At 32.9% G+C, this 21036-nt stretch carries 18 protein-coding genes and 1 other RNA gene; 10 read left to right on the top strand and 9 right to left on the bottom strand.

The window, feature by feature from the left end; all coding sequences use genetic code 11:
* The first annotated feature begins 10 nt into the window (after positions 1 to 10).
* The gene (locus tag B4J88_RS13560; RefSeq protein ID WP_291059180.1) at positions 11 to 499 is read left to right on the top strand and encodes a hypothetical protein; all 489 of its coding nucleotides are present in this window, start codon (positions 11 to 13) and stop codon (positions 497 to 499) included.
* On the opposite strand, the gene B4J88_RS13565 is transcribed toward B4J88_RS13560, so the two are convergent.
* Both B4J88_RS13565 and B4J88_RS13570 read right to left on the bottom strand, forming a co-directional pair.
* Positions 496 to 1524, bottom strand: a complete 1029-nt coding sequence (locus tag B4J88_RS13565; RefSeq protein ID WP_291046750.1) for a sensor histidine kinase — start codon at positions 1522 to 1524, stop codon at positions 496 to 498. The genes B4J88_RS13560 and B4J88_RS13565 overlap by 4 nt on opposite strands.
* A gap of 9 nt (positions 1525 to 1533) precedes the next feature.
* A complete protein-coding gene (locus tag B4J88_RS13570; RefSeq protein ID WP_291046748.1) occupies positions 1534 to 2214 on the bottom strand; it encodes a response regulator transcription factor in 681 nt (226 codons plus the stop codon).
* Between the two features lie 148 nt (positions 2215 to 2362).
* Between B4J88_RS13570 and B4J88_RS13575 the strand changes: the two genes are divergently transcribed.
* The 5 genes from B4J88_RS13575 (at position 2363) to B4J88_RS13595 (ending at position 8478) form a co-directional block, all read left to right on the top strand.
* Positions 2363 to 5182 carry a TonB-dependent receptor domain-containing protein gene (locus B4J88_RS13575; protein WP_291067853.1) on the top strand — a complete coding sequence of 940 codons (2820 nt, stop codon included), beginning with the start codon at positions 2363 to 2365 and terminating at the stop codon, positions 5180 to 5182.
* Positions 5183 to 5218: 36 nt separating this feature from the next.
* Entirely contained in the window at positions 5219 to 6385 is a 1167-nt protein-coding gene (locus tag B4J88_RS13580; RefSeq protein WP_180905500.1) for a hypothetical protein, read from the top strand.
* 196 nt (positions 6386 to 6581) lie between these two features.
* The gene (locus tag B4J88_RS13585; RefSeq protein ID WP_038336809.1) at positions 6582 to 6908 is read left to right on the top strand and encodes an iron-sulfur cluster assembly protein; all 327 of its coding nucleotides are present in this window, start codon (positions 6582 to 6584) and stop codon (positions 6906 to 6908) included.
* A 58-nt stretch (positions 6909 to 6966) separates the two neighbouring features.
* A complete protein-coding gene (locus B4J88_RS13590; RefSeq protein ID WP_180905499.1) occupies positions 6967 to 7938 on the top strand; it encodes an SPFH domain-containing protein in 972 nt (323 codons plus the stop codon).
* A gap of 12 nt (positions 7939 to 7950) precedes the next feature.
* Positions 7951 to 8478 carry a hypothetical protein gene (locus tag B4J88_RS13595; RefSeq protein ID WP_291067854.1) on the top strand — a complete coding sequence of 176 codons (528 nt, stop codon included), beginning with the start codon at positions 7951 to 7953 and terminating at the stop codon, positions 8476 to 8478.
* 63 nt (positions 8479 to 8541) lie between these two features.
* Here B4J88_RS13595 and metG read toward each other — a convergent pair whose 3' ends face one another.
* Complete coding sequence (gene metG, locus B4J88_RS13600) at positions 8542 to 10578, bottom strand: methionine--tRNA ligase (protein WP_291067855.1); 2037 nt, start codon at positions 10576 to 10578, stop codon at positions 8542 to 8544.
* A 94-nt stretch (positions 10579 to 10672) separates the two neighbouring features.
* On the opposite strand from metG, the gene B4J88_RS13605 reads away from it, so the two are divergent.
* The gene (locus tag B4J88_RS13605; protein ID WP_291067856.1) at positions 10673 to 11197 is read left to right on the top strand and encodes a GNAT family N-acetyltransferase; all 525 of its coding nucleotides are present in this window, start codon (positions 10673 to 10675) and stop codon (positions 11195 to 11197) included.
* Between the two features lie 12 nt (positions 11198 to 11209).
* Entirely contained in the window at positions 11210 to 11431 is a 222-nt protein-coding gene (locus B4J88_RS13610) for a hypothetical protein (RefSeq protein ID WP_291046735.1), read from the top strand.
* 54 nt (positions 11432 to 11485) lie between these two features.
* Here the strand turns inward: B4J88_RS13610 and B4J88_RS13615 are convergent, their stop codons facing one another.
* From B4J88_RS13615 to B4J88_RS13630, 4 genes are all read right to left on the bottom strand, one after another.
* A complete protein-coding gene (locus B4J88_RS13615; RefSeq protein ID WP_291046733.1) occupies positions 11486 to 13822 on the bottom strand; it encodes a transglycosylase domain-containing protein in 2337 nt (778 codons plus the stop codon).
* A gap of 6 nt (positions 13823 to 13828) precedes the next feature.
* Positions 13829 to 14290, bottom strand: a complete 462-nt coding sequence (locus tag B4J88_RS13620) for a gliding motility lipoprotein GldH (protein WP_221854739.1) — start codon at positions 14288 to 14290, stop codon at positions 13829 to 13831.
* Positions 14274 to 15947 carry a PSP1 domain-containing protein gene (locus tag B4J88_RS13625; protein ID WP_221854738.1) on the bottom strand — a complete coding sequence of 558 codons (1674 nt, stop codon included), beginning with the start codon at positions 15945 to 15947 and terminating at the stop codon, positions 14274 to 14276. The genes B4J88_RS13620 and B4J88_RS13625 overlap by 17 nt, the downstream gene beginning before the upstream one ends.
* An 86-nt stretch (positions 15948 to 16033) precedes the next feature.
* Positions 16034 to 16903 carry an MBL fold metallo-hydrolase gene (locus B4J88_RS13630; protein ID WP_219034838.1) on the bottom strand — a complete coding sequence of 290 codons (870 nt, stop codon included), beginning with the start codon at positions 16901 to 16903 and terminating at the stop codon, positions 16034 to 16036.
* A gap of 119 nt (positions 16904 to 17022) precedes the next feature.
* Between B4J88_RS13630 and gltX the strand changes: the two genes are divergently transcribed.
* Positions 17023 to 18531 carry a glutamate--tRNA ligase gene (gene gltX, locus B4J88_RS13635; RefSeq protein WP_291067857.1) on the top strand — a complete coding sequence of 503 codons (1509 nt, stop codon included), beginning with the start codon at positions 17023 to 17025 and terminating at the stop codon, positions 18529 to 18531.
* Positions 18532 to 18584: 53 nt separating this feature from the next.
* On the opposite strand, the gene B4J88_RS13640 is transcribed toward gltX, so the two are convergent.
* Both B4J88_RS13640 and B4J88_RS13645 read right to left on the bottom strand, forming a co-directional pair.
* Positions 18585 to 18956: a DUF779 domain-containing protein gene (locus B4J88_RS13640; protein ID WP_180905490.1), complete on the bottom strand. Its 372-nt coding sequence runs from the start codon at positions 18954 to 18956 to the stop codon at positions 18585 to 18587.
* Between the two features lie 29 nt (positions 18957 to 18985).
* On the bottom strand, positions 18986 to 20491 hold the full coding sequence (locus B4J88_RS13645; RefSeq protein WP_219034836.1) for an aldehyde dehydrogenase family protein: 1506 nt from the start codon (positions 20489 to 20491) through the stop codon (positions 18986 to 18988).
* 141 nt (positions 20492 to 20632) lie between these two features.
* Between B4J88_RS13645 and ssrA the strand changes: the two genes are divergently transcribed.
* Positions 20633 to 21030, top strand: a transfer-messenger RNA (tmRNA) gene (ssrA, locus tag B4J88_RS13650).
* The last annotated feature ends 6 nt before the right edge of the window (positions 21031 to 21036 follow it).

Here is a 21036-nt window from a genome sequence, read left to right on the forward strand (position 1 = left end):
AATTAAATTTATGCAAATTTACATTTTTTATGTATCTTTTAGAATAGAATGGCGATATTTGTACATTAACAATCAACAACTAAACCTAATCCATGAAAAAAGAATTGATATTATATTGGTATCCTTATTTTTTTTTACTGTCCTTATTTTTTCTGTTCGTCATATTGTAAATACGACACGTATTTTTGTGGGGTACGAAGATGGTTTTAATCCTATTAATATCAAATGGAATTTTGATAAAAAGGATTCAACACTTCGTGTCAAAGATCCTATTTATGTCAGAAGTGATTATTATTTGATTGATTATAAAGACAAAGCATTCTTAAAAAAAGATACTGTTCTTTATGCAGAACTTTTTGAGGATTCATTGGCTGTAAAAGGAAATGTATTGAATTTGAAACCTCCTTATTTTTTGTGGAAAGAGACTAAAAACGACACGTTGAAAGTTTTTAAACACAACATTACCTTGAAATTTACTAAGAAGCAAGAACAATATTAAGCCTTCTGTAAATAGAACGAAAAAGTAGAACCTTTTCCTATTTTACTTGTCACATAAATTTTCTGTTTATGGGCTTCTAAAATATGTTTTACAATTGCCAAACCTAATCCAGACCCGCCATTATTACGATTTCGAGATTTATCAATTCGGTAAAAACGCTCAAAAATTCGGTCAATGTCTTCCTGTTTTATCCCAACTCCTTGATCTTTTATTGAGATTTGAATTTTATCATCATATTCTTCAAAATCGATGTTAATTTCTGTATTTGGATTAGAATAATTGATGGCATTTACAATCAAATTGATTAAAACCTGTTGAATTTTCTGAATATCACCTACAACTTTTATCGGTTGATGAATAGGGTAATTTAGAGAAATTTTGATGTTATTTTTTTCAGCTTTAATTTCTAATAAATCAATCACATCTTGTACAAGTGCCGTCAAGTTGAAAACTGAAAATTCGATATTGATTCGTCCACGTTCAAGTTCTGCAATCATGTCCAAATCTTTGACTAAATAAATCAATCGATCAACCGATTTATTGATTCGGTTTAAGTATTTATCGCGAATAGATTCATCTTCAACTCCACCTTCTATCAGCGTTAACAAATAACCTTGTACCGAAAAAAGGGGCGTTTTTAATTCATGCGAAATATTTCCAAGAAAATCTCTTCTGTAATTTTCTCTCTCATTCAAAACATCAATTTCTTTGGATTGATCTTCTGTAATTGTAGAAATTTTTTGAGAAAGTTCTTCAAAATCCATTGTGCTGGATTGAAATTGTGGAATATTTTTCGAGATTTCAGTAAAATCTTTTCTTCGTTGATTTTTTAAAGAAAACCAATAAAATATTGATAATCCAATCAATAAAAGAAGCATTAAACTAATGAAAAATAGTTTTTCTTGGAGAATAAAATCAATATTTCCAAACCATAAAAAAGAGAACAAAACAAATCCTAAAGCCAAGAATAATGTACTGAGAAAGGCAAATAGAAAGATGTTTTGAACTTTGAAAGTTGAAGCCATTACGAGCTTTTAGTCATTTATTTTGTATCCAATTCCTTTGATTGTAGAGAAACGATCGTTCCCAAATTTTTCGCGTAATTTGCGCATATGTACGTCAATTGTACGTCCGCCAACTACAACTTCATTTCCCCAAACTTTCTCCAAAATTTCTTCACGTTTGAAAACACGTTCTGGATTTGAAGCTAATAAAGCAATCAATTCAAATTCTTTTCGAGGTAACAAAAAGTCTTGTCCTTGGTAATTTACTTTATAGGTTTCGCGGTTAATCTCGAAATTATTCAATTTGATGAATTCGTCTTTTGCCGCTTCGTTAGGTTGTTTTAATTTCAATAAAGCATTTAGTTTACTAATTAAAACTTTTGGTTTGATAGGCTTTAAGATGTAATCATTTGCACCAGCATCATAGCCAGCTAATTGAGAAAAGTCTTCAGCTCGAGCAGAAAGAAAAACAACTAAAGTATCCTTGAAAGAATCTAACTTTCTTAATTCGGCACACATTTCCATTCCATCCATTTGCGGCATCATAACATCTAGTAGAATTAAATCTGGACGAAAAATTTTAGCTTGTTTCAAACCTTCTAGTCCGTTTTGAGCTGTTTCTACTTCAAAACCTTCTTTTTTTAAGTTGTAACCAATGAATTCTAAGATATCTGGTTCGTCGTCAACTAATAAAATTTTAATGTTCTTCATAATTGTTTGTAATAACTAAATAAAATTAGTCGATGTAAAATTAAGCTTAAATTTTAGGAGAAATTAGGTAAAAACATTTCTTAACATTCATTTAAAGTTACGATAATTTCATAACAATTACCTAACAAAACCTTTACAATTTCTAAAAATGTTTTTCATTGGATTGCAGCAACTTTGCCATCAAACAAACACGAATTATACAATCGCAATGAAACGCAATTTAACTTTACTTTTATTATTAGGTTCGGCAGCACTTTTTGCACAGACTAATATTAAATTAGAAGGAACTTTATTTGATCAAAAAACAAACCAACCACTTTCTGAAAAAACTTTTGTGGTTGAAGGATTAAATATTCAAGCAAAAACAGACGATAAAGGTCACTACGAAATTTCTGTTCCAGATGATACGTATCAACTGGATATTAAAGTAGACGGTTATCAATCTGTTTCTCAAAATTTATCAGATTCGAATACATTAAATATGTATTTGAAACCAGAAGATTTAAAAGATACAAAGATTGATTTATCTACAGCTGTTGTAACAGGTAGAAAAGATAAATCTGGAGAAGCTTCTTTACTTAATATTCAGAAAAAATCTGTAAAAATGGTAGAGAATATTGGTGCAGCAGAATTGGATCGTAAAGGTGTAAGTGATGCGGCTTCGGCAGTTGCGAAAATGGCTGGTGTTACAAAACAAGAAGGTACAGGAGATGTTTTTGTACGTGGATTAGGAGACCGTTATAATTATACTTCATTGAATGGTTTACCAGTTCCGTCAGAAAATCCTAGTAACAAGAATATTAAATTGGATTTATTTCCAACAGACGTTATTGATTATATTTCGTTGAGCAAAACATTCAATGTAAGAATGATGGCTGATTTTGGTGGAGCAAATATTGATATTTCATCAAAATTATATGAAGGAAATGGTTTATTAGAAATCGGAACAGGATTAAATTTGAATTCTAACGCGATTACCAATAAAAACTTCAATTTGCAAGATGGACCAAATTGGTTTGGTTTCCAAAAAACGAAAATTCCAGCAAACGCAACAACTGGATATCATTTTACAAATAGTTTCAATCCGCAATCTAAATCTGCTGTAGCGGGAGGTTTCAATATAAAAGGAGGAAAAAGTTACAAGTTTGAAAACGGAGCAAAATTCGGATTCTTTGCAACAGCTGCTTTTGATAACTCAGCTCAAAGTATCGAGAAAGGTTTAGCGGCCTCTGTAAATGCAGAAGGAGCATATTTTAATAACTTTAAAAACTATACTAAAGATAGCTATAATACGAATACTACAGGAATGGTGAATTTGTATTATGATTTTAATCCAAATAATCGATTAAGAGCAAATAGTATTTTTATTAACAATACTTCTCAAAGTTTACAAGAGTATAGAGGTTTTGTTATTGATTTAGTAAATGATGATAATCATGAAGGATTTATACGTAGAGGAACTTACGAAAAAAATCAAGTTTTTGTGAATCAATTATTAGGAGATCATAGATTGGATGATAAATCTGAGTTTCATTGGGGGATTTCTTACAATACTGTGAAACAAGATATGCCAGATCGTTTGCAAAATACGATGCGTTTGGATAAACAAACAGGTCAATATTTTTTAGCAACTCAAGATGCTTCGTTAAGTAACCGTTATTACCAAAATCTTAATGAGAACGAAATTTCGGCAAATTTAGAATATAACCGTGTTTTTGGAGGAGATTTGAAAGATTATAAAGCTAAAGTCTCTGTTGGTTACCAAGGTAGACATAAAGAAAGAGATTTTGAAGCAAATCAATTTAATATGAAGTTTACAAGAAGTGGTATTCAAGCTGATCCAAATAATTTAGACGCAGTATTTAATCAATCAAATTTTGGAGAAGATAAATTGTTTACCATTACTACATTTGATATGGATGGAAATGGAAACTATCGTGCTCAAACTTATAATGGACAAAAAGATATTCAAGTTGGTTTTGTTGAAGTAGAATACAATTTTACAGATCGATTAACAGCTGTTTTAGGGGTTCGTGCAGAATATCTTAAACAAAGTATTGATTGGTACACAGCTTTATCTAAAGGAGAACGCTCATTTGATCAATTCGAATTATTACCAAGTTTGATGTTACGTTATAAATTAACAGATAATCAAAACTTACGCTTCGCTACATCTAAAACATATACACTTCCTCAATTCAAAGAAACTGCTATGTTTGTTTATGAAGATGTAACAGAAACTTTCCGTGGAAATCCAATGTTGTACCCTTCGACAAATTATAATGCAGACATTAAATGGGAATGGTTCCCGAAAAGTGGAGAAGTAATCTCTTTTGGTGGTTTCGGAAAATATATTCAAGATCCAATCAATACAACAACAATTGCTTCATCATCTAATGATATTTCTTATGCAAATACAGGTGATTGGGGATATGCAATTGGTGCAGAACTAGAGGTTAGAAAAGCAATCTTGGATAACAAAACATCGAATCCAGAGCAGTTAACAATTGGTTTTAACGGAGCTTACATGTATTCTAATCAAGAGTTAGATAATGAGAAAGTGTATAACGAAACTTTGTTCAATGGACAACGAATCAATACCAACTTTACGAATAAAGAAGATGCATTTACAGGAGCTTCTAAATTTATTACGAATGCAGATTTATCTTATTCTAAGAAATGGACAAGTGGAGGAAGTGTAATGGCAACTGTGGCTTACAACTATTTCTCTGATCGTATTTATGCGCTTGGAACTGAAACAAGAGGAAATCAAGTAGATAAAGGATTTGGCACATTAGATTTCATTTTACGTTCAAAATTGAATAAAAATATTGGAATCAATTTCTCTGCTAAAAACTTATTAAACCCTACAATAGACCGTGTACAAGAGAATTTGAATGGAGATGTAAAAACATTAAGTTATAAAAAAGGAATGAACTTCGGTTTATCTGTTAACTATCAATTTTAAAAACAAAATAAAACAAACAAAATAAAACATTTAATTATGAAAAAATCAATTTTAAAACTATTTTTAGTAGGTGCATTTTCTACATTAGCATTAACAAGCTGTAGTAATAACGACGATAATGGAGTAGAAGAAACAAATCCTTCTGGCTTTGTTGCGAATCCTGCTGATTTTAAAGGTCAGTTGAAAAGTGGAGATAAAATTACATTAGATGCATCTAAAACATATTATCTAACAGGAGCTTTACAAGTAAATGAAGGAGCAACACTTACAATTCCTGCTGGAACTAAAATTATTGCCAATGGAGGTACTTCATCATACATAGCTGTAGCACAAGGAGGACAAATATTCTCTAACGGAACTTCCTCTAAACCTGTTGTATTTACATCAGAAAAAGGAACTCCAGGATCTTGGGGAGGGATTGTTTTATGTGGTAAAGCACCAATCAACAAAGCAAAATCAGCAACAGCAGAAGTTTCTGAGTTAACATATGGTGGTGATGTAGCAACAGATAATTCTGGTACAATCACATATACTCGTATCGAGTATGCAGGTGCAATTTTTAATAACAAAAAAGAATTTAATGGACTTTCTTTATTTGGTGTTGGTAACGGAACTAAAATAGAATATGTTCAATTATATGCTGGTTCTGATGACGGAATTGAGTTCTTTGGAGGAACTGTTAATACAAAATATATCGTATCAAATGAAAACGAAGATGATCAATTTGACTGGACAGAAGGTTGGGTTGGTACAAACGAATATTGGTACGGAAAAGAAGGTCGTAACAAAGGAAATAGAGGTATAGAGGCTGATAATAATGATAGTAACAATAATTTAACACCATTCTCAAATCCAATTATTAAGAATGTAACTTTAATTGGTTTAGGTAAAGATTATGTAGGAGAAGGTGAAAATCAAGCGATTAAATTACGTCAAGGAACAAAAGGACAATTAGAAAATTTTGTTTTAGCAAACTGGGCAAAAGGTATCGATATTGAGCATGATGTTACTTTAGGTTGGACTTCAAAAGATTTATTAGTTAAAAATGTTCAATTTATTAATGTTAATACAGAATCAAGTGGAAAAACTTCTGCAGGTGCTGCTGTGGATGTAACCAAATTCTATTCAAAAGCTAACAATACTGGAGCTGGAAATGGTGTAGACACACCAACTTGGGCAAAAGGATGGACAGTAGGTCTATAATTAAATCCATATAAAGAAAAAACTTTTCTTATAAAAAAGTTCTTCGTGTTTGTAAATCGCTTTTTTGGGCTCTCCAAAGAAGCGATTTTCTTCTATTATAACTATTTTATTTTAAGTCATTAAAAATAGTTATTTAGAAAAATTCCACGTAAGCTAAACTATTCGTACATTTGCAGAACAATAACAGTTGATAACAATGGCATTAACAGAACAACAATTAGATTCGATTGGAGAAAAATTGGTTGAAAAATTCAAAACAGTTTACGATCCAGAGATTCCAGTTGATATATATGAATTGGGATTGGTTTACGATGCACAGGTGAATGCAGATGGTGAAGTAAAAGTTACCATGACCCTTACATCTCCAAACTGTCCTGTGGCTGAAAGTTTACCTCTAGAGGTAGAACAGCGCGTAGAAGAGATAGAATATGTAACGAAATGTTACGTAGAAATTACGTTCGATCCACCTTGGGATAGAGATATGATGAGCGAAGAAGCAAAATTCGAATTAGGAATGTTATAACTTAACATTCCTAATTTTTTTTGTATCTTAATCCAACAAATTCAAAACACTAAAACTTATGGGATATTTAGGCGTGATCGTTTTTCTTGGAATTATTTTCCTTTTTTTATTCGTCTTTACAGTAAAACAACAAACTGCGGTTGTTATTGAGCGTTTCGGGAAATTTAATAGTATTCGTAACCCAGGATTACAATTCAAAATTCCGATTGTAGACAGAATTGCTGGAAAAATGTCTCTTAAAATTCAACAATTAGATGTTGTTGTCGAAACGAAGACAAAAGATGATGTATTTGTTCGATTGAAAGTTTCTGTTCAATATCAAGTCATCAAAACTCAAGTTTATGATGCATTTTACAAATTAGATAATCCTTATACACAAATAACTTCTTTCGTTTTTGACGTTGTTCGAGCTGAGGTTCCAAAACTTCGTTTAGATGATGTTTTCGAGAAGAAAGATGATATTGCGGTTGCTGTAAAAAGTGAATTGCAAGAAGCTATGAATTCATATGGTTACGAAATTGTCAAAACGTTGGTAACCGATATTGATCCAGATGAGCAAGTAAAACATGCGATGAACCGTATTAATGCAGCTGAACGTGAAAAATTAGCGGCGCAATATGAAGGTGATGCTGCACGTATTTTGATTGTAGAAAAAGCAAGAGCCGAAGCAGAATCGAAGCGTTTGCAAGGACAAGGTATTGCGGATCAACGTCGTGAAATTGCAAAAGGTTTATTAGAATCGGTTGATGTATTGAATGGAGCAGGAATTACGTCGCAAGAAGCTTCTGCGTTAATTGTGGTGACGCAACATTATGATACATTGCAAGCGATTGGAGAAAAATCTGGAAGCAAATTAGTTTTGTTACCAAATTCGCCAACTGCCGCTTCGGAAATGCTGAATACAATGGTTACTTCGTTTACAGCAGCACATGAATTGAATGAGCATCAAATAACAAAAGAAGACAATCCAACTCAACGAAAAAATAAACCAAATCAAGGTGATTCGTTTACTTTTCCAGAACATCCTTAGAAAATTTTTTTAATGACAATTAACGATTTAAATAATCAATTTATAAGAATTAACGATTTTAATACAAATTATATCACTTTAATTTTTGAGAATATTAATTATCGTTTTGATTTTCTTGGTAAAAAGGAAGCTTTCTTAAAAGAAAAGAATAAATGTAAGTTATTGTTGTTTACTGACCACCCATTATTAATTGATTACAATGAAAGTTTTTTAGAAATTTTCTTAAATTCAAAACCACAAAACATAGATTTTTTTCTAGAAAATATAGAAAGGATTATTCATAATAGAGTTCTAGGCTTTCGAGAATTAAAAGATTATTTAAACAAATCAAATTTAGATTTTGAAACTTTTTTAAAGAATATAAATGAAGGAAATGGTAAATTTCTGAACGCTCCATTTTCAATAATTAATGAGATAGAGAAATTTTTTATTGAAAATAATATCAAATTTAAAACTTTTGGAGAGCCGAAAAAGTTTAAAAATCAGTTATTAATTTTAGATAATCAATATGTTATTGCAACTGAATTTAAACTAAAATAAAACAAAAGCCACTTCATCGAAGTGGCTTTCTAATATCTCAATACTTATATCTAAAATCTAAGTCTATCCAACCTGAACACCATTTGGCGTTTCTTCTTCTGGATTTACAAACGTTAATTTTCCGTCCGCTTTATCAGCGAATAATAACATTCCGTTCGATTCGATTCCACGAATTTTACGAGGCGCTAAATTTGCTAAAACCATTGCTTGTTTTCCTACGATTTCTTCTAACGTAAAATGTTCTGCAATACCAGAAACAATTGTACGAACGTCCATTCCTGTATCTACTTTTAGTTCGAATAATTTATCTGCTTTTTCAACTTTTTTCGCTTCTAAAATAGTTCCGATACGGATATCCATTTTTTGGAAATCGTCAAAAGAAATTAATTCTTTTTGAGGCTCTGCGTTTGGATTTGTCATATTATTTTTGACTTTACTTTCGTTTAATTTATTGATTTGTGCTTCGATGGCTTCGTCCTCAATTTTTGCAAAAATTAATTCAGACTGTCCCAATTGATGTCCAGCTTTTACAAATTCGTCTGTTGATTCTAAATCGTCCCAGCTCATTTTTTCTACATTCATCATAGCCAACATTTTCTCAGAAGCGAATGGAATAAATGGTTCTCCTAATTGTCCTAATGCAGCAGCAATTTGCGTAGCGGCATACATAATTCCTTTCACAGTTTCAGGATCATCACCTTTTTTCCAAGGTTCTTGCGCTTGTAAAAATTGATTTCCAAGACGAGCCAAATTCATATATTCTGTCAATGCAGCACGGAATTCATATTTCTCTAAATGATCACCAATGCGTTTTGCAAAATATTTGATTTCAGTTAATTCTTCAAATTCAATTGTTTTTGCAGGAACAATTCCTTCGTAATATTTGTGAGAAAGAACCATTACGCGGTTGATAAAGTTTCCTAAAATTCCAACTAATTCAGAATTATTCTTCGTTTGGAAATCTTTCCACGTAAAGTTATTGTCTTTATTTTCAGGCATATTCGCCGTTAACACATAACGTAATGTATCTTGTTGATTTGGAAAATCTTCTAAATATTCGTGTGCCCAAACTGCCCAATTACGAGAAGTTGATATTTTATCATCTTCTAAATTCAAGAATTCGTTTGCAGGAACATTGTCTGGCATAATGTAATCGCCATGCGCTTTCATCATAGTTGGGAAAATGATACAGTGGAAAACGATATTGTCCTTTCCGATGAAATGAACCAATTTTGTTTCTTCATTTTGCCAATAATCTTTCCAATTTTTACCGTTTTTCTCTGCCCATTCTTGCGTGAAAGAAATGTAACCAATCGGTGCATCGAACCAAACATACATTACTTTTCCTTCAGCACCTTCTACTGGAACAGGAATTCCCCAGTTCAAATCGCGTGTCATTGCACGAGGTTTCAAACCATCGTCTAACCAAGATTTTACTTGACCATAAACACTCGATTTCCAATCATTTTTGTGACCTTCTAAAATCCATTTTGATAAGAAATCTTGGTACTGATCTAATGGCAAATACCAGTTTTTAGTTTCTTTTCTGATTGGTGTATTTCCAGATAAAGCAGAACGAGGGTTAATCAATTCTTCTGGACTTAATGTTGATCCACATTTTTCACATTGATCTCCATAAGCATCTGTGTTTCCACATTTCGGACATTCACCACGAATGTATCGATCTGCTAAAAATTCGTGCGCATCTTCGTCATAAAATTGTTCCGTAACATCTTCTGTAAACTTGTTGTTGTTATATAACGTTTTGAAGAAATCTTGTGCAACTTCTCTGTGTTTATCTGATGTTGTACGAGAATAAATATCGAATGTCACACCAAAATTTGTCAATGTATTTTTGATATTTTCGTGGTAACGATCAACAATGTCTTGAGGTGTAACGCCTTCTTTTTTGGCACGAATTGTAATTGGAATACCATGTTCATCAGAACCTCCAATAAATGCTACATCTTTTCCTTTTCTTCGTAAAAAACGTGCATAAATATCAGAAGGAACGTAAACACCTGCCATGTGACCAATATGCAATGGTCCGTTAGCATAAGGTAAAGCCGCTGTAATTGTATATCTTTTTGGTTGACTCATTTGCTTAAAAACTATAAACGACAAAGATACGATTTGTTGTTTGTTTTGTTAAAACCTTTTTCTAATTTTATAAGGTTAATTAATTTATGATGGAATGAATATTATAAAAGAGGAGAAGAGAGATTATGAACAAGTTTTTAAATTGATTGAAAAGGCATTTGAAAATGAAGAATATAGTGATCATCGTGAACAATTTTTAGTAGAGCGATTACGAGATTCTGATGGTTTTGTACCTGAATTGTCTTTGGTATTTGAAATGAATGAGATGATTGTTGGTTATATTTTATTGACAAAAATTAAAATTAATCATTCGGATTCTTCTTACGATTCTTTAGCACTTGCTCCTGTAGCGGTTTTACCTAATTATCAAGGAAATGGAATTGGTGGTCATTTAATAGCATTTGCTCATAATAAAGCGAAAGAATTAGGTTTTGAATCTGTTATTTTATTAGGTCATCCAACTTATTATCCTAAATTTGGTTACAGAAAAGCATCTGATTTTGATATTCAGTTACCTTTTGATGTTCCAGATGAGAACTGCATGGCAATTGAGTTGATTGAAGAAGCTCTAAAAAATGTGAATGGAATGGTAGAATATCCGAAAGAATTCTATCAATAAAAAATATTTCCTATGGAAGAAAACGCTGTTGTAACGCCAGATGAGGTGGTAACTGATACAATTACGAACTTATTTACGTATGTTAATTATTTTTTAGTTGCAGCGCTTGTTGTGTTGTTAACCTATATGACGATTCGAGACTATAAGAAAAAACAACGCGAAAAGAAATTGGCACAAGAGCGTGAAGCGTACAACAATCAGTTTGATAACGAAGACGAAAAAGAGGAATTATAACTAATAAAAATAGCCACTCAATTTTGAGTGGCTATTTTGTTTATATCAATTTAATTATTGACCTTCTTCATCAGGAATTTCATAGTTTTCGCCTACGCTTTCACTACCACTTCCTTCGATAATTGGACCTGGATCATACATTTCATCATATTGATGGAATCCGTATGTATTCGAACAATCCCAATGTTTTTCAATGTCTTTAGGTTTGTCAAATTTATCTCCAACTGTTACCCCAAATTTACCTCCTTCTTTGTAAACGCCTTGCATATAATAAGCCCAAATTGGCATAGCTGTATTGGCTCCTTGCCCTGTGGCTGTACTCGCAAAGTGAGCAAATCGGTCTTCTGCACCAACCCAAACTCCAGTAACTAAATTTGGTGTTAATCCCATAAACCAACCATCAGAGTTTTCGTTTGTTGTACCTGTTTTACCAGCAATTTCGGCAGTCATTCCGTAGCGATTTCTTAATCTCGCACCAGAACCTCTGTCTATAACACCTTTCATCAAATCAATCATAGTGTACGCTACGTTTTCATTAACAACTTCTCGTGTTTGAGGTGTATAATCTTTGATAACTTTTCCTTGTTTATCTTCTATTCTTAAGATTAATTGGGGTTTAATGTAAATACCACCATTAGCAAAAGCACTCATCGCACCAACCATTTCATATAAAGATAAGTCAGCAGAACCTAATGCAATTGTAGGATCTTTTACGATAGGAGATTCAACTCCAAGGTCCCGAGCCATTTGAATTACAGGTTCTTCACCTGTTTGCATAATCAAACGGGCAGCGACAATATTTGTTGAATAAGCTAATGCAGTTCTTAAATCTTGAGATCCACCATATTTACCGTTAGCATTTCGAGGAGACCATTTTCCTGGTATTCTCTCATTAGAAACGGTATGACAAGGTGTTAATCCTAATTGGTTAATAGCTGTTGCATAAACAAACGGTTTGAACGTAGAACCTACTTGACGACGTGCTTGTTTTACGTGGTCAAATTTGAAATAATTCCAATCGATTCCTCCAACCCAAGCTTTGATTGTTCCATCTTTTGGATCCATTGACATCAAACCAGCTTGTAAAATATGTTTGTGATATTCGATTGAATCCATCAATGTTTTCCCTTTTTTGTACTGAATTCCGTTCCATGTAAAGAACTGAACAGAGTCGCGAGGTGTATTGAAAACAGTTTCAATTTCAGCTTCAGATTTTCCTTCGGCTTTCATCTTTTTGTATAAATCTGTACGAGCCATTGCTTGCTTAAAGATTTGTGTTCTTTTTGCAGCAGAAATATTATAAAATGGTGCTAAACTACGTCCACGTTGCTCTCCAAAGAATTGATCTTGTAAAACTTTTAATTGTTTTTTAACCGCTTCTTCAGCTAAATTTTGCATTCTTGAGTCTAACGTTACATAGATTTTTAAACCATCTTTTTCAAGGTTATAAGATTTTCCTGTTTCTTTCTCATAATCAACCATCCATTGTTGAATTTCCTTTCTCAAAGCAGATTTGAAATATGCTGAATGTGATTCATCATGTTTCATAATATCTTGTTTATCTGTAACCAAAGGCGCATTTTGCGCGGCTTCTCCTTCAGCTTGAGAAATTTTGTTGTATTTCATCATTTGCTTTAAGACAAGATTTCTTTGCTTTTTAGAAACTTCAGGATATTTTACAGGATTATACGCAACAGGATTTTGAAACATCGAAACCAATGTTGCAGCTTCATCTAAATTTAATTCTTTCGTTGTTTTGTTGAAATAAACTTTAGAAGCAGATTCAATTCCTTTTGCATTATAAATAAAGTCGAACTTATTGAAATACATTGCAATAATTTCTTCTTTTGTGTACAATTTTTCTAACTGAACAGAAGTTACCCATTCTTTTAATTTCTGTAAAACACGTTTTACTTTATTAGAAGAAGGATCTTTTGTGTACAATTGTTTTGCTAACTGCTGTGTAATTGTAGAACCACCTCCAGATTCTCCTCCAGAAGTAATTGCACGAGCTGCTGCTTTTATGTCTACACCTGAGTGATCAAAGAAACGAACGTCCTCTTTTGCTAACAATGCGTCAACTAAATGTGGAGGTAAATCTTTGTAATCGACTGGTGTTCTGCGTTCTGCTTCGAAACGATCTAACAAAACACCATCAGAAGAAATAATTTCTGATGAAACATAAATATCAGGATTTTCTAAATCGCGTACATTGGGAATTTCACCTAACCATCCGTTAGATGTAGCCCAAAAGATTCCGAAAATTCCTAATACGGCACAAAAAAACAGTACCCAAATGGTAACGATTATTTTTTTGGCTAATGAAAAGCTATTGAACTTCTTTTTTGCTTTAGAAGTTGTGCTTGTTTTAGAATTTTTATTGTTTTCCATTCTGTATTATTCAGCTTTATCAACAATCAAACTAATGTCTTCGATTCCTTTCAAATTTTTTGTTCGCATACCTTGCCAAACTTTTAGTTGATAGCGACCAGAGTCTTTTATTGGTAAATTTTCGCGATAAACCAACATCATTTCTTTTGTTGTCATTCCTTTACCAATCCAGCTTCCATCGGGATTTGCAATATAATACTGTAAAGTATCAATCATTTCATTTCCTTTAGGATCGATGAATTTCGTGAACAAATATAAGTTACTATATTCATACGACGTATTATTTCTTAACACAAATCCAATGTTAACAGCCGAAGGTTTAGGATCTTTTACATCAAACGTAAAGGTTTGAGGTTGATTATTCTTCCATTCGTCTTTCACATCTTTTGTGTCTTGATAATAATGTTTAGCCTCGCAACTAAACAATAAAAAGACTAAAATAAAAAGCAAACTACTGTTGCGTATCATCTGGTTTTGGCCCACGATTAAATCTTTTTTTATTTCGATTCTTCGATTTATTTGGATTCGGTTGAGAATTATTTGCTTGATTCTCGTCCTTAGTTTTCGGTTTTTGCTCAGCATTTTGATTATTTTGCTGAGGTTGTTTTTTTGGTTGTTGAGTTGACTGATTAGCCTGATTTGTTTGATTATTTTGTTGGCTATTATTGCTCGGATTATTCGGTTTTCGCTTTTGTTGATTGCGATTGCGATTATTTCCTTGCGGCTTTTGCTGATCAGTATTTGGTTGAGCTTGTTGCTCTTTCGCTTGAGTTGGCTGTTGCTTCTCTTTTGGCTGATTTTGTTGTTGCTGATTCTGATTAGGATTCGAATTTTTGTTCGGTCTATTTTGATTATTCTTTTTAGACTGATTTGGATTCTTTCCTTGTTTATTTTCAGGACGATTTGCTTTATCTTTCGTCTCGTTAGGCTGTTTTTGTTTTGCCTTCTGAGGTTTCAGATTATTAGCATTCGCCGCAACTTTTTCGTTTCCAGAATTTTGATTATTCTTAATTCTTTTACGTTTTTTGTTCTGTTTTTCTTTACGTTCAAAACGTTCTAAAGAATCTTCACCAATTACATCTGTAAAATCTGGTTTCGATTCTTCTACATTTTTAGCTAAATCCTCTAAAGGTTCAGTTTTTTGACCTTTTGCAGTGATTGCTAAAAACTCTTGAATATCGTCTACCGAAAATTTGTACCAAACAATTCCGCCTTTGTCATAAGCAAACCACATTTCTTTCTTGAAAACGTCGATTTTAACACAATGTGCCCAACCTTTTTCAGTCTCGAAACGGCTTTCCATTGATGGAAAACTATTTAATGCATCTAAATATGAATCCAATTCAAAATTTAAACAACATTTTAATTTACCACATTGTCCAGCTAACTTTTGCGAGTTAATTGACAATTGTTGATAACGTGCTGCAGCAGTGCTCACAGAGCGGAAATCTGTTAACCAAGTAGAACAACATAATTCGCGTCCACAAGATCCAATTCCACCAACTTTTGCTGCTTCTTGACGATATCCGATTTGTTTCATTTCAATTCTTACGCCAAATTTCCCAGCGTATTCTTTGATTAGTTGTCTGAAATCTACACGTCCTTCTGCTGTATAATAAAATGTAACTTTCGCTCCATCTCCTTGGTACTCAACATCACAAATTTTCATTTCCAAATTAAGGTTTTTCGCCATAATTCGAGAATCAACCATTGTTTGTTTTTCTCTATCACGAAACTCTACCCAAGTTTCTATATCTTTTTGGTTCGCTTTGCGATAAACCTTCTTGACATCTTCCGCAGTCCACGAAAGATTCTTTTTTTTCATCTGGATTCTAACAAGCTCACCCGTAAGTGTAACAACCCCAATATCATGACCAGGTGTTCCTTCAACAGCGATTACATCGCCAATATTTAGAGATATGTTGTTTTCGTTTTTATAATAAAACTTTCGATCGTTTTTGAAACGAACTTCCACAAAATTGAACTTTTCTTGTCCATTTGGAAGTTGCATATTCGATAACCAATCAAAAACTGATAATTTTCCACAACCATCAGTGCCACAAGCACCATTATTGTTACATCCTTTCGGAAGGCCATTAGAAGTTCCACAAGATCCACATCCCATGCTTCTATAATTTTTTTAAATGACAACACAAAGGTATGAAAATATTTTTCTGAATTTGTGAAATCATTTCGGTTATGAAATTGATTTTAAATTGAATCAAAAACTTCTGAAAATGAATAGGTTTGATCTAATCTAACCCCTTTTTCTGTTAATTTTAACGTAGCTAATTCGTTGACATGGTCATGTTCAAAAAACAAAATATATTCATTTTCGACTGCTTTTTGTAAAAACGTTCCTTTTTCTTCAACTGTTATTAAAGGTCGTGTATCAAACCCAATTACATAAATTAATGGAATATGCCCTACAGTTGGGATTAAATCTGCGATATAAACTATTTTTTTGCTTTTATATGTAATGATTGGTAACATTTGCTTTTCGGTATGTCCATCCACAAATAAAATATCAAAACCAAGTGGAGAATTTTCTAAAATAGATCCATTTTGAGGCAAATCAATCAAATTAAGTTGTCCACTTTCTTGTAGAGGTAAAATATTTTCTTTCAGGAAAGACGCTTTTTCACGTGGATTTGGATTTACTGCCCAATCCCAATGATTCGCATTCGACCAAAATTTTGCGTTTTTGAATGAAGCTTCTAAATAATCTTTCTCTTTGTTGTATTGAATTGCGCCACCACAATGATCAAAATGCAAATGCGTCAAGAAAATATCTGTAATATCATCGCGATGAAAACCATGTTTGGCTAAAGAGTTATCTAAAGTAGCATCGCCCCATAAATAATAAAAACCAAAGAATTTTGCATCTTGTTTAGTTCCGATTCCTGTATCAATCAATATTAATCGTTTACCATCTTCGATTAATAGACATCTCATCGCAAGGTCGATTAAATTTCTATCATCAGCAGGATTGGTTTTATTCCAAATCGATTTTGGTACAATTCCGAACATGGCACCGCCATCTAATTTAAAATTTCCTGTTTCTATTGTATATAATTTCATTTTTATGTGGTTTTATTTTGTTGAATTTTCGTTTTACGAAGATAAAAAATAGAATATTATTTAAAATAAATATCTATTATAGAATTGAACGACTTAAATTTGCAAAAATTTTGATTACAATGGCAAAAGAAGTTCGTGTAAGATTTGCGCCAAGTCCAACAGGTGCGTTACACATCGGAGGAGTCCGTACTGCGTTATACAATTATCTTTTCGCAAAACATAATAACGGAAAATTCTTATTAAGAATAGAGGATACAGACCAAACACGTTATGTGGAAGGTGCTGAACAATATATTATCGATTCGTTGAAATGGTTAGGCTTAACTCCTGATGAAGGTGTTGGTTTTGGTGGAGATTTAGGTTCTTACCGTCAATCAGAGCGTAAAGAAATCTACAAACAATATGTAGACGAATTATTAGCTTCTGGAAATGCATATTATGCGTTTGATACGGCAGAAGAATTAGACACTGCACGTGCAAAAGCAGAAGAAAATAAAGAAACATTTATTTATAATTGGTCGACAAGAGGAAAGTTGAAAAACTCGTTATCAATGACAGAAGCTGAAACAAAAGCTTTAATTGAGAATGGAACGCCTTATGTGATTCGTTTCAAAATTGATGATTCGCGTACAGTTTTATTGGATGATTTGATTCGTGGAAAAATTTCGATTGATGCGTCAACTTTAGATGATAAAGTTTTGTTTAAATCTGATGGAATGCCAACGTATCACTTAGCCAATATTGTGGACGATCATTTGATGGGAATTTCTCACGTAATTCGTGGAGAAGAATGGTTACCATCAATGGCTTTGCACGAATTATTGTATGATGCATTTGGTTGGGAAGCGCCTCGTTTCGCACATTTGCCATTAATCTTGAAACCAGAAGGAAAAGGAAAATTAAGTAAACGTGATGGAGACAAACACGGATTTCCAGTTTTCCCAATGGAATGGAAAACAGAAGAAGGAATTGCAAAAGGATACAAACAAGAAGGTTATTTCCCAGATGCAGTGTTGAATATGTTAGCTTTATTGGGATGGAATTCTGGAACTGATCAAGAGATTTTTACAATGGAAGAATTGATTCAATTATTTTCATTAGAAAAAGTTTCAAAATCGGGCGCACGTTTTTCTCCAGAGAAAGCAACTTGGTTTAATCATCAATATTTACAACAAAAATCTGTTGAAGAATTATTGCCATCTTTCGAAGAAGTTTTAAAAGAAAACGGAATCGAAGCTAATCCAGCTTTAGACGCAAAAGTGGTTGAATTGTTAAAAGAAAGAGCAAACTTTGTAAAAGATATTTACGAACAAGGTCAATTCTTTTATATAGCTCCTTCTACTTACGATGAAAAAGCAGCTAAAAAAGCTTGGAAAGATGATTCGAAAGAGATTTTAAGAAAATTTGTTGATGTTTTAAATTCATCAGAATTTACGTCAGAAATTTTACACGATGCAATGGCAGAATTTGTTACAACGCAAGAAATTGGATTTGGAAAAATTGGAATGCCTTTACGTCTTAGTTTAGTTGGTGCATTACAAGGACCAGATGTTCCTGTAATTATGGCAACTTTAGGAAAAGAGGAAACGATTGCGCGTATCAACAAAGCGATTGAAGTTTTAGGATAAAATTATTTCTATCATAAATAAGAAAGCCATTTGCATTGCAAATGGCTTTTCTTTTATAAATTGATTTTGACTTCGTCTAATTGATTAAGTTCTTCTTGAGAGAATATTCGATAATTGACTTTAAATGTTTTGCCAAGCGGAACTTCTAACGAAAAACCTCCTGCGCCAATTGCATCAATTACATCTAATTCGAAATGTGCATGTTTCCAATATTCGAACAAATCTTTGTCAATCCAAAATTCTACTCCATCAATTTCTCCAATGCAAACATCTTTGTATCGAAGATAAAATTCTCCTTTTCTGAAACATTGTGGTTGTGTTCCTTCACAACATCCTCCTGCTTGATAAAGCATTAAATCGCCATGTTTTGCTTTTAATTCATTCAATAAATTAATCGCTTTTTCAGTTGCATCAACACGTTTCATTTTTTTGAGATTTTTAATTAATTATTGATTTAGAAGAAACCTAATTTCTTTTTGCTATAAGAAACTAACATATTTTTAGTTTGACGATAATGATCTAACATCATTTTGTGGTTCTCACGTCCGATTCCAGATTGTTTATAACCTCCAAAAGGCGCTCCAGCAGGATAACTATGATATTGATTAACCCAAACACGACCAGCCTGAATAGCACGTGGAATTTGATACAATTGATGTGCATCACGCGTCCAAACACCAGCTCCTAAACCATAAATTGTGTCATTAGCAAGCTCAATCGCTTCTGCTTCATCTTTAAAAGTTGTCACAGCTAACACAGGTCCAAAAATCTCTTCTTGGAAAATACGCATCTTGTTATTTCCTTTAAATAATGTTGGTTTGATGTAATAACCATTTTCGATATCTCCTTGTAAATGATTAGCATCTCCACCAGTTAAAACTTCTGCACCTTCTTCTTTTCCTAATTTAATATAACTTAAAATTTTGTCATATTGAATTTGAGAAGCTTGCGCACCAATCATTGTTTCTGGATCAAGAGGATTTCCTGCTTTAATCATATTTACACGTTCTACAACTCGTGCAATAAACTTATCATAAATAGATTCTTGAATCAATAATCGCGAAGGACACGTACAAATTTCACCTTGATTAAGTGCAAATAATACTGCACCTTCAATTGCTTTGTCTAAGAAATCATCATCATGATCCATCACAGATTCGAAGAACACGTTTGGTGATTTTCCACCTAATTCTAAGGTAACCGGAATAATATTTTCTGTTGCATATTGCATCACGAAACGTCCTGTAGCTGTAGATCCTGTAAATGCAGCTTTCGATACTTTAGGATTTGTCACCAATGCGCGACCTAATTCTCCACCAAAACCATTTACAATGTTAACAACTCCTGGAGGTAATAAATCTCCAATTAATTCGAATAGATATAAAATCGAGATAGGAGTAGATTCAGCAGGTTTTAAAACCACACAGTTTCCAGCAGCTAACGCAGGAGCTAATTTCCAAACCGCCATCAAAATTGGGAAGTTCCAAGGAATAATTTGCGCAACAACACCAATTGGCTCGTGGATAATAATTGAAACTGTATCTTTATCTAATTCGTTGATAGAACCTTCCTCAGCACGAATTACCGAAGCAAAATATCTGAAATGATCGATTGCCAAAGGAATATCAGCATTCAACGTTTCACGAACTGGTTTTCCATTATCGTAAGTTTCTACAGCCGCAACATTTTGTAGATTTTCTTCGATTCGATCTGCAATTTTATTCAAAATAATGCTTCGTTGCGTTGGCGAAGTTTGACTCCAACTTTTGAAAGCTTCGTGAGCAGCATCTACCGCCTTTACTAAGTCTTCTTCTGAAGAATGCGCAGCTTTTGTAAAAACTTTTCCAGTAAGTGGCGTTACAACATCAAAGTATTTTCCATTTGTAGGTGGCGTAAATTGACCATTGATGTAATTGTCATAATGATCTTTGAATGTAGGTACATTAACTAAGTTTCCCATTTTATTAAAATTTTTTGTGAATTAAATTTTTTCTAATTTATTCAAATTTGTTCAATAATTATGTTTAGAAAAAGTTAATTCTATTTGGTATAAAATTTGTACATTTGGCATCCGTCAATTATTTATTGACAATTTATTTATGGGGCTGACTGGTTTTGACAGCAAGGCCAATGGGTAAGTAAGCATGCAGTGATAGGTTGTGTACTCACTTTAATCAGGCACTTCAACTTTTTAACTGGCAACGAAGAGTACGCTTTAGCTGCATAATTCTGAATTTTAGTAAGAATACGCCACGTCTATACTAGGTATAGAAGCTGAATGTCCCTCAAAAGCCTTGACTTACGGCGTTTGATACAGGGACACGGGAAAGTAAGAATAGAAACCTTAGTGCATCGGATAGGTTTCGAGATTTTAGATGATAAGCGGATGACAGAGTGTTTATTCTCAGGATTTCGTCGAAAATTAATAATAAACTAAGCATGTAGAAAGCTTATTTGTTGCTTGTTTGGACGCGGGTTCGAATCCCGCCAGCTCCACAAACATAA

This window comes from Empedobacter sp. UBA5036 (assembly GCF_002415215.1).
Classification (GTDB): Bacteria; Bacteroidota; Bacteroidia; order Flavobacteriales; family Weeksellaceae; genus Empedobacter; species Empedobacter falsenii_B.